This window comes from Acinetobacter sp. ANC_7504 (genome assembly GCF_056779995.1).
Genome location: NZ_JBWYIZ010000011.1, coordinates 99,226 through 109,408 on the forward strand (window position 1 = coordinate 99,226; position 10,183 = coordinate 109,408).

The window sequence follows — 10,183 nt, forward strand, 5'->3', positions numbered from 1 at the left end:
TAAATTTACGCAGAATGTTGGAGGGTAATCTTGAGTGCATCCAGTTGAGCTTCTACTAAATCGACCAACAAATCAATATGTGCTGCATCAGTGTTTAACGCTGGAATATAGGCATAGTCTTTCCCGCCCGCTGTTTTAAAGGTTTCGGCATTTTCCACAGCCAACTCTTCTAAAGTCTCTAAGCAATCTGATGAAAAAGCAGGGCTGAGAACATGGACAGATTGAACTCCTTGTTGTCCCCACTCAGTCAGCAACGCATCTGTATATGGCTTGACCCACTCTTGTTTACCGAATCGTGATTGGAAGCTGATAGCCCATTCATCGTCACGTAATCCCAGAGCCTCTGCGACTTTTTTCGCTGTAACCCTACAACGGTCGGCATATGGATCACCTTTATCTGCATAAGGCTGAGGAATCCCATGGAAAGACATTAATAATTTTTCCGCTTTACCGTGTTGCGCCTGAAAAACCTGAACACTCTTTGCCAAAGCCTGAATAAATTTTGGATGTTGATAATAATCGCGTATTAAACTTAAGCCAGGTAAATTTCTCTGCGTTAAAACCCATTTCGCCAATGCATCATACAAAGGTGCTGTAGATGTCGCTGAATATTGAGGAAAAAGTGGAAATAAAATGACGTGATCTTGCGGTGTCTGAGTAAGTTTTTTTAGAACCTCATGAATACTAGGATGACCATAAGTCATCGCAGGAACGACCTGAACATCAAAATCTGGATAATCTTGAATAACTTTTTGACGGATTAAATCTGTTTGCTTCAACAGAATTTCACGCATAGGGGAATCTCCATTCCACACCTGCGCATATGCTTCAGAAACATGCTTTGGTCGAAATGGTAAAACAAAACAATGTAAGATAATTTTCCACAAAAACGATGGAATCTCAATCACACGCTGATCAGATAAAAACTGTTTTAGAAAAGTTCGTACCGCAGGCACTGTAGGGGCATCTGGTGTTCCCAAGTTGGCAATAATTACGGTGATTTTCGGCTTTAACTCAGACATCTGATCCACATCAATTCACTGTTTAATTAAGAAATACTTTATCAGAGTCTAAGTAAATTCGGCGTGATTTTATGATTGCTTTTTAAAATGTGAATGAAAGAGAAAAACTATCATATGAACTTGATCTATTTATTCATGCATTTCCATAACATCCGCTGACGATCATCTCGTCCTACAGGAACGATCCATTCATTATTACGCATTTGTTGCTTGATGGTATGCAATGCACGTACATTAATCTGTGCTCTAGATACCATATGTGCCTTAGGAAGTTGCAATTGAGCATCGACCAGCCCCGTATCAGTCAAATACTGATTCAACACTTTAGAATAAAAATCTTCTGGTGTTGCTTGGGAAAATTGAGACTCAAGAACAGTATAAATTTCATGCCATCGCATGGAACGTATACAAATAATTTCTTTAAAATGACTATCAACATAGGCATGCATACGATAATCAAAACTGAATTGATCATCCCACTCTATTCTAGGCAAAGATAGAAAAGGATCGACTTCAGATTTGGCTTGTTCCATTTTTGCTTGTGCCAGCTGAGCTCTTAATCGATCAATCTCATCTTGTTTTGCTTGAATGCTTTGTGGTCTTACCCAACCCAAAACAGGGTAACGTTCAAGCATTTGAGGCATATGAGACCTGAGTGCTAGCTCTAATTCACGAGCACTTTTAAAAAATACGACCTGATCAACTTCTCGAATGATCTGTTGACGGAAAGTTTGAAAGCGCTGTTGAAGATCCACTTCATGCTCTCGTAAATGCTCCTCACGCGATTCTGGCTGTTCATGCATAAATACAATAATGGGCTTTTGCTTAGTCACGGCATAGATATATTCCAAGTGCATGTAACTAATACCAGAGACAGATTGCTCACCATACTGGCTTCCTAAAAGCAGAAGTACATAATCACAATCATCAATTTGACGGCGTGCAAAAGCGGTTGTTACAGGTGTTCTTTGTTCTAAACCCCATGAAAAAAAACCCATACCGATCAGCGTTTGAGACACAACCATACGCTCTGGCTGCATCTCTTTACCAGAAGTTGTAATAAACACTTGGTAACGCTTATCTAGCATGCCTTAATCCAATCCTGCATCTAGGTAAAAATGCCTTACTCATAAGGCTTAAAATATATAGCTTGATATTGATCATTCTTCTTCGAATGTATCAGTTAAATTTTCAATTGACCATAGTATTTCATGCCCGATCATATTTTGAAGTACAGGCTGAAGTTCAAGCGCATTTCCGCCACTGACGACACAACGCAACTGCACTGATTTGTCATATGGTTGAGTAGCATTGAATTTATTTTTGATAAGGACTCTTGCTGTTTGGCGTGCAACAGCAAATCCTGAATCAACCAAAGTCAGTCGCTCTGTATAAAGATGCTCAATTGCTGATTTTAAAAATGGATAATGCGTACAACCCAACACCAAATAATCGGCTTGATCTTGCATGACGGGATCAAGTATCCGTTGTAATGTTGCAATACAGGCTTGCGAATTTTGTTGCCCTGCTTCCACGAAAGGAACCAAATCCAAACTGGTGACTTGATGAACTTTAACACCTAAAGGATCTGCAAAATTCTGCATTACATCCTTGATTAACTGGCCTCTAAAAGTCGCTGGAGTCGCCAATACAGCCACCACTTTAGACTGTGTCTGTAACACTGCAGGTTTTAACGCAGGAACCAACCCAATGATCGGAAATCGCTCACCATAATGTGTCCTTAAGTAATCCAGACTAAAAGCTGATGCCGTATTACACGCAACAACCGCAACTTTACATCCTTGACGATACAACCACTCAATTGCATGTGCTGTGAGCTGACGAATATCTTGATCTTCGCGCGGACCATAAGGGACATGAGCTGTATCTGCATAGTAAAGGATATGCTCATTGGGTAAATATTTTGCTATTTCCAATGCAACTGATAAACCACCAATCCCCGAGTCGAAAATCCCAATAGGGGCATGTTCAAGTGCATGAGGCATAGGCTCATTAGAGCTCGGTTGGGGTAAAATTGCAGACATCTCAACGACTACTTTTATAATGCTTAAATGAATGGGCTAAGCTTAAACCTCAAGTCCCTAATTGCAATAGCAGATTACCACTTTTTAAATTCAAAACTGATTCACCTTGCTCATTTTCGCTCAACTCCCCCATTTCAACTAAATGAAAAAAAGTTGATCGTTGTATCAATGCGTTGATGCCGAAACGCACATGCACGTAAGGACGCATCTCTCCTTGAAAATCACGCATAAAGATTGGATGATCTTGATCCACAATAATGAGATCTTGAGTGGTCGTTGTTAGCTGTAGATAAGAAAGCCCTTGAATCTCGACTTGATCTACCTGATTGACCAATAAAGGTTCATCTTCGACTTCAATTTCGATTTGCTCAACGGGTGTTTTTAAGTAAAATTTGTTGTCTTCTTTCCACAGTACTGTCGAGAATAGGTCAATGAGGCTTTGTCTTTTAATCAATTGACCTTCGTGCCACCATTCACCATTCGCTTTTACTTTCAAATCCATTGAGCCACAATGCTTTGGGTTCCATTGTTCAAGAGGTGGGATTGACCTTTTGTGACTTGACTGTGCATCTTTTAGATATTGTACGATATTGATTAAGTTTTTATCATCAGGTACAAGTGAATCAGGCTGTGCTGTTATAGAATCATTTTGTTTTACCATGGTTTATGCCCTGCTGACGGAAAATAAAGCGACTCAGCCAATTGGCTTGATCAAGGTTTGAACCTATACTAGCGCAAAATATATAAAAGGTACGAGAGCAAAATTGTACCTGCAACTAAGAACACTCATGGCAGCACCGTCGGAATTATCGGTTGCCACCCTTTACTTTATGAGGAGTCCTTTATGGAACACATCGAACGTGAATCGATGGAGTTTGACGTTGTAATCGTTGGAGCGGGCCCTGCGGGTCTTTCAGCTGCGATCAAAATCCGTCAACTTGCAATTGAAAACAACCTCAACGATTTATCTGTATGTGTCGTTGAAAAAGGCTCTGAAGTAGGTGCGCATATTCTTTCTGGTGCTGTGCTTGAACCACGCGCTATTAATGAATTGTTCCCAAATTGGAAAGAAGAAGGTGCGCCTTTAAACGTACCTGTTACAGAAGATGAAACGTACTTCCTTCTTTCAGATCAAAAATCTCAAAAAATGCCTCATGCTTTTGTGCCTAAAACAATGCACAACGACGGTAACTATGTCATCTCTCTTGGTAACGTCGTACGCTGGTTAGGACAAAAAGCTGAAGAGCTTGAAGTATCCATTTTCCCGGGCTTCGCAGCAGCGGAAATTCTGTATCATGCTGATGGTACTGTAAAAGGTATCCAAACAGGTGATATGGGTATTGGTAAAGATGGTGAGCCAACACATAACTTTACCCCAGGCTATGAGCTCCATGCGAAATACACGTTATTCGCTGAAGGCTGCCGTGGTCATTTAGGTAAACGCCTAATCGCTCAATTCGGCTTAGATAAAGACGCTGATCCTCAACATTACGGTATCGGTATTAAAGAACTTTGGGAAATCGATCCAGCGAAGCACAAACCAGGTAAAGTCATGCACGGTGCGGGTTGGCCTTTAACTGAAACTGGTTCATCTGGTGGTTGGTGGTTATATCACGCTGAAAATAACCAAGTATCATTGGGTATGATTGTCGACTTATCTTACCAAAACCCTCATATGTATCCATTCATGGAAATGCAACGTTGGAAAACACATCCATTAATTAAAGATGTATTGGAAGGCGGTAAACGTATTTCTTACGGTGCACGTGCAGTAGTTAAAGGTGGTTTTAACTCTCTTCCTAAATTCACCTTCCCAGGTGGAAGCTTAATTGGTGATGATGCTGGCTTCTTGAACTTTGCAAAAATTAAAGGTTCACACACTGCTATGAAATCAGGCATGTTATGTGGTGAAGCTGTATTTGAAGCAATTAAAGCTGGTGTAGAAAAAGGCGGCGACCTTGCAATTGCTCGTGTGACAGAAGGCGAAGATTTCTTTGCTAAAGAGTTAACGTCATATACAGAGAAATTTAACAACAGTTGGTTGAAAGAAGAGCTATATAATGCTCGTAACTTTGGCCCTGCAATGCATAAGTTTGGTACATTCTTCGGTGGTGCATTCAACTTTATCGATCAAAATGTATTTAAAGTTCCGTTCACTTTACGTGATTTGACACCTGATTACAGTGCTTTAAAAACTGTTGATGCAGTGAACTTCAAACCAAACTATCCAAAACCAGATGGTAAGCTTACATTTGACCGTTTATCTTCAGTGTTTGTTTCGAATACAGTACACGAAGAAAATCAGCCAGCGCATTTAAAATTAACTGATCCATCAATTCCAGTAAATGTTAACCTTCCTCAATGGGATGAACCTGCTCAGCGCTACTGCCCTGCTGGTGTATACGAAATCATGGAAAATGATGATGGTTCTAAGCGTTTCCAAATTAATGCTGCGAACTGTGTTCACTGTAAGACTTGTGATATTAAAGATCCGTCACAAAACATTACTTGGGTTGTACCTGAGGGTGCGGGTGGTCCGAACTATCCGAATATGTAATCTCGTTTGAGATCAAAAAACCCGCGTAAGCGGGTTTTTTATTAAACTTCGATAAATACGAAAGTTTCCCCTTGAGCGATATAGTTTTATTCTTCACCATCAAAATACCAATATACTTGACCCCAATCTTGTTCTAAAAACGTTGGTAAAATCTCACCATTATTAAATTGCAGACGTTGATTTGGATGAGCAGGTGTCGTCCAATAACCTGTTTTTGGACATTTATCCCCACCTTTGATTTTAATTTTTTCTACCGAATCTTGTTCTTATACTTTTTCTGATTGTGCTTTAGAAAAATCAACTAAATCTTTCGGATAAAATTGATGCTCTCGATAAATTGTGTCATCAATATTTAGTAGCCAAGTGACAGCTGCGGCTTCCCATGACCAATAACCAAAATAACTGATACCTGATCTAATATCAGCTTGTGGATGTTGATTATAATAAGGTTCATGATGACTTGTTTCATACCAATCTTCTAGGTATCGTAGCATTATTGCTGATCGGTTCTCGGGGGTTGCATCAAAAATTTTAAGGAGTCTACGATATGGAAAATGTCTACGAGCATATTTCGGTGGAGTACCACGATCTTCCACAAACGGTGCAACCAATCGCTCGATTAAGCCATCTTTTTCTTGTCCTTCAGGCGTTGCTTCGGTGTAGTCGATCATTGGCATAATCCGATTCATTTGATCTGCATAGCCTGTCAGTAAACCAAAGCATATCAATCGTAAAGCAATATACCAATAATCTTCAGTTCCCAAGGAAATATGCCAGACATAACGGCCACCTGCATCAGGGCTTAAATTATAAAGATGACTCGTTTCAGCATATTCTTCTGTCCAATGAAGAAGATACGGGTAAAGTTCTTTTATAAAATTTAAATCACCACCTGCTGAATATTGTAAGGACATCAAATCTAATGCATCAATAATCCGTCTTCTTCCAGAAGCAATATATCCACCAAATTTAGAATCATTTTTATAATGGCTAAATCCATCAACAACTGTATATAACCCATTAACAAATGTATCAAATCTTCTGTGATACATTTCTTGCTCAAGCAAATTATCTCTAAATAAACTTGTATCTTTTACTTCTAAACTTAACCATTTTTGCCAATCTATTTCTTGATCATCTACTTGTGTTGACATACTTTCATCTCTCCAACATCTCTTTTGGTTAAACAAATTCTAATTTTATTCCGTGTGCCGTCACTGTCCGTGTACACTTAGGTTTATTTAAGCCTTTACATTTTTCATGATCGAATTTTATCACCAGTAATAGTGACCAAACTTCGATCATATGGGCATCGAATTGCGATGGTTTTACCTAGTTTTCTTTCTGTGGATGGTTTGAATTTAACTCGTCGCCAATCTTCTATTTGTAAAATCAATTTTTCTTCATGTAACTCAATAATTTTGAGCTTTTTATCTTATTAGTAATCCATAAATATGACATTTGCACCCCATCACTCACCGTTGTACCGACTGAACGCTTAACCTTATCATCTTGGTCTGATGCCATATAAACATCTAACCCTTTCTTAATACCATCATGGCTGCTTTAGGTATCATCAGTGTTCGCTGGCTCAGTGTATTTTGTCAGCTTATCTATATTTGATGCGATGTATTTTGGTTTCTACCAAACTGCGACGATGATAAACCAACCATTATTTTCATAGGTTTCTGCCTAAACCTAAACAGTGAATTATTCGAAGTAACTCATTACGTTCTAGGAACTCAGTTTTATCTTTCCAAGGTTTGCATTTTTTCTTAGCGAAACTACTGCAGTAATTTTGTGCACCATTGAGTCTGAAGATCGAAACAAATCGAAATATTTCCACGATTAATTAAAACTTTTTATTGTAATTAGGCCAGTTGGATGTCGAATAGATTTTAGGTGTGGGCTTACTCGTCTCACAATTATATTGCTAAATTAAACCTAACAAACAACTTTGTGAAACAAAGCCGACCAAATATCCTATCTCATATATTGCCAAACATCAGGGTCTACATAGCTGCCATCAATATGATAGCCTTCCAGTTTAATTTTTTGTTCCTTAAATTTACGATCTTTTTCATTTTCCCTCCTTTCATCTAAAAAGGCTTGTTTTAACTGTTCTGCTGTCATTTCATCTGAGTTAGAAATAGCATTAAAACCAGTATATCTAAAATGCTCAAAACTGTATCTCAGCATATACTGTTCTTTTTTATCATCTTTATATGTTTTAGAAAGAGATATCCCCAAATTAATATTACTATTATATAAATTAAAATACATATGGCCATTAGTCAGATCCATCATTTCTTGCCACTCTTTAAAACTTAAAATATAGCTAGGGTCAATAACCTCTCCCATGTTTTGACTCATATATTTTAAATTATCTTTTTTATCTATACGTTCCGAATAAGGTAAAAAATACTGCTTCCAGTTTTTCTCACTCATTTGCTTCATAAGTTTTACATAAGCCTGATATGCATCTTCTCTAGTCGTATATTCATTAGCATGTAAACTAGCGGTTACATCCATAATCAAAACACCATCATTGCCCATTCGTGCAATTTGCGTCCCCATTACACTAATAACATTATCAATTTCAAAGTTACTTTGTTCAGTTACAATTTTAACCTGTCCCAGTTTGGGCGGTCTCCAATCTAGTGACAAAAAATTCATCCCCGCAGGTTGGCGGTCTATTGGCGCATTACTATATTGAATAAAATCTTTTAATCCTTGCTGTCCAAAATGTAAAATAGCACTTTGTGGTGGCATGATTTCATTTCCTTTACTTTTCGTATTTGGAGTACAAGCCAATAATAGGCAACATATCGAAAATCCAAAAATTAAACTCAGATAATTTTTCATATTGAAACTTTTGTTAAAAAAATCGTTATTTTTTCCCTTCATTACTACTTGGATGTATTCCAAAGAGAAAGTTTGCTTTGCTCTGACTCCACCCCGTTATTGTTTTTAATTCCTGATGTAAAAAGGCACGCCCTTTATCATCCAACATTAAACGGTGATATTTTTCAGCGGCTTTTTTAATCCAAATCATACGACTATCGTAATTCTCCGCCTTTGTATCACTAGAAGGTGAAATATAAACTTCTTCAGGCAGTTCGCTAGCTCGCTTAGCCTTATCACTACTAGAGAACCAGCCCTCTTTAACTTCATCCACATCATAATCACTTGATAAAACTAAGGTTGCATCTGGCATAGCCCAGCCCATATACCAGCTTCTTTGTTTCTCTGCTCCCCATTGCGCAGAAGCCTTATTCCAAACAACCGTTTGCAAGATATTAAATTGCTCTTGAACTGCAATAAACATTAAGTGATCAAATAAATATTTCTTAGCTGCATTGTATTTTCCCTTTTCTGTTCTTTCTCCCAAAAAGATTTTTTCTATTTGAGGTAACAAAGCAAAAGCATCTTTGATTTGTTCTGTACTTCCTAAGTATTTAATCTCTGGCAAACAACTTGACCATGGTAGATTCATGACTTCTTTTTTTATATGAGTAAATTTTGAAATATTTCTTTGGGTTCTACAACTATCAAATGTTTTTGATGAAGCACTCCAAGCATAATGCCAAGGGGCAATATCCATAAATAGCCACAAATTCCCTAATGCAAAAAGATCAATTGGTTCTTTTATAGTATTTACAATAATAGGAGCAGAATAACCAGTCTGACTTCCCCAATGATCAAAAACATTAGCAACTGTTTTAGATGCAAATGCACCCAAACCCATCCAGTAATAACGACCTTTTAAATTTACATTACCATTTATCTCTTTTTCTAAGAAAATTTTAGCGTATGCTGCCGCTATTCTTCTTGCTCGTGCTTCATAACCTTCTTCAAGTCTATATAAGTTTTGTTTAGCATCTTTTAAATTTGAAAGACGCTGCATCGCTACTTGTTGATATACTTCCCAAAAAGTCAAACAATCACACTGTGCTATTTTGCAACTATTTTCAGTCGTATTGGTATTACTTTTCCAGTCTAGATCACCTCCCATTATTCCACATCTCCTTCGCTCTCAACTACCTCTAAAGTCATCCAGTTTAAATTCAATGTTAAACCTTCTTCGCCTTTGGTATTAATACGTTTAGATTTACCTTTATTATCCGCTTGTGCAATAAATTCTTTATCACTCGTAGAAACCTTATAATCAATAAACTTCATAGGCTCACCCGACGGCAAAAGGATTTGGAATTTTTCATTATATATTTCATATGCAGGTAGTCCTTGCATATTAAATCCAACGTCTGCTCCCCCCACAAACAAATGCTGTCCTGCCTTAACCTCAAACTTACCGCCAGTCGTAGGAAATACCCCTGAAGCATTTATTTTTAGCTGTGAACCGCCTGCGGTCAGTACGATTTCTTTCGCACTCGTGATGTCGACATTTGCCTCCGTGGAAATAATCTGCACACCCTTTCTTGCAATCAGATCAGCACCATCTCCTTGAGCTTGAATCTCGATCTTGCCTTTGCCTGCATACAGTCGTGCCCCTTCTTGCGCTGCAAATAAACTGATCTTTTTGCTGGCATGTCCGATGA

At 38.1% G+C, this 10,183-nt stretch carries 8 protein-coding genes and 2 pseudogenes; 1 reads left to right on the forward strand and 9 read right to left on the reverse strand.

The window, feature by feature from the left end:
* Positions 1-5 precede the first annotated feature (5 nt).
* The 4 genes from hemH to AC1M9F_RS11985 form a co-directional block, all read right to left on the reverse strand.
* Complete coding sequence (gene hemH, locus AC1M9F_RS11970; protein ID WP_481597866.1) at positions 6-1,022, reverse strand: ferrochelatase; 1,017 nt, start codon at positions 1,020-1,022, stop codon at positions 6-8.
* A 125-nt stretch (positions 1,023-1,147) separates the two neighbouring features.
* Positions 1,148-2,110, reverse strand: a complete 963-nt coding sequence (locus AC1M9F_RS11975) for a DUF4062 domain-containing protein (RefSeq protein WP_481597867.1) — start codon at positions 2,108-2,110, stop codon at positions 1,148-1,150.
* Positions 2,111-2,182: 72 nt separating this feature from the next.
* Positions 2,183-3,067 (reverse strand): glutamate racemase, encoded by an 885-nt coding sequence (gene murI / locus AC1M9F_RS11980; RefSeq protein ID WP_481592062.1) that lies wholly within the window; start codon positions 3,065-3,067, stop codon positions 2,183-2,185.
* A 49-nt stretch (positions 3,068-3,116) separates the two neighbouring features.
* Positions 3,117-3,728, reverse strand: coding sequence for a DUF1285 domain-containing protein (locus tag AC1M9F_RS11985; protein ID WP_035264966.1), 612 nt, complete (start codon positions 3,726-3,728; stop codon positions 3,117-3,119).
* Positions 3,729-3,911: 183 nt separating this feature from the next.
* Between AC1M9F_RS11985 and AC1M9F_RS11990 the strand changes: the two genes are divergently transcribed.
* Complete coding sequence (locus tag AC1M9F_RS11990; RefSeq protein WP_481592064.1) at positions 3,912-5,624, forward strand: electron transfer flavoprotein-ubiquinone oxidoreductase; 1,713 nt, start codon at positions 3,912-3,914, stop codon at positions 5,622-5,624.
* Between the two features lie 86 nt (positions 5,625-5,710).
* On the opposite strand, the pseudogene AC1M9F_RS11995 reads toward AC1M9F_RS11990, so the two are convergent.
* From AC1M9F_RS11995 to AC1M9F_RS12015, 5 genes and pseudogenes are all read right to left on the reverse strand, one after another.
* Positions 5,711-6,778, reverse strand: a pseudogene (locus AC1M9F_RS11995) (PoNe immunity protein domain-containing protein).
* A 28-nt stretch (positions 6,779-6,806) separates the two neighbouring features.
* Positions 6,807-7,225 (reverse strand): annotated as a pseudogene (locus AC1M9F_RS12000) (hypothetical protein); the annotation flags it as partial.
* Positions 7,226-7,607: 382 nt separating this feature from the next.
* Positions 7,608-8,396, reverse strand: a complete 789-nt coding sequence (locus AC1M9F_RS12005) for a hypothetical protein (protein ID WP_227554596.1) — start codon at positions 8,394-8,396, stop codon at positions 7,608-7,610.
* A gap of 118 nt (positions 8,397-8,514) precedes the next feature.
* Positions 8,515-9,639 (reverse strand): DUF2515 family protein, encoded by a 1,125-nt coding sequence (locus AC1M9F_RS12010; RefSeq protein WP_481597868.1) that lies wholly within the window; start codon positions 9,637-9,639, stop codon positions 8,515-8,517.
* Positions 9,639-10,183 (reverse strand): DUF2345 domain-containing protein (locus AC1M9F_RS12015; protein WP_481597869.1); only part of this gene is annotated, 545 nt, incomplete at its 5' end. The genes AC1M9F_RS12010 and AC1M9F_RS12015, both read right to left, overlap by 1 nt.